The 393-nt window shown below is 71.2% G+C and carries 1 protein-coding gene; it reads right to left on the reverse strand.

The annotated features are described in order from the left end of the window. Window positions 1-393: hypothetical protein (locus D7Y04_RS44930; RefSeq protein ID WP_158627712.1), on the reverse strand; the 393-nt coding region annotated here is incomplete at both ends.

A 393-nucleotide genomic window follows, 5' to 3' on the forward strand; every position in this document is an offset into this window, starting at 1 on the left:
GTGGGCACCTGGGTGAACGCCAGCGTCGAGGGCTCCCCCGCCACCACGCCCACATTCTGAAGACCGCTCAGCGTGGCGACGCCCACGTCCTGCACGGTGACCTGGTGGCTGCCCGCCCGCTTGAGGACGATGCCCGCGAAGGTGAAGTGTCCCGCATCTGTCGCGGTGAAGACATGGGACGCGGGCAGCGAGGCCGTGGCGTCCGTGGACCGCACGACCAGCGTGCCCGTGTAGTTCGTGGCCACGTTGCCGAACGCGTCCCACACCGTCACTTGCACCTCGCGCGTCGCACCCGCGACCGCGGTGAGCGTCAGGCCGGCGAGCTCCAGCGAGGCCGCCTCGGCCGGCACCACCGTGAAGGTCTCCGTCGTCGCGTTCTCCACGCCCGTCGCC

It is taken from the genome of Corallococcus sp. AB038B, from assembly GCF_003668955.1.
GTDB lineage: Bacteria > Myxococcota > Myxococcia > Myxococcales > Myxococcaceae > Corallococcus > Corallococcus exiguus.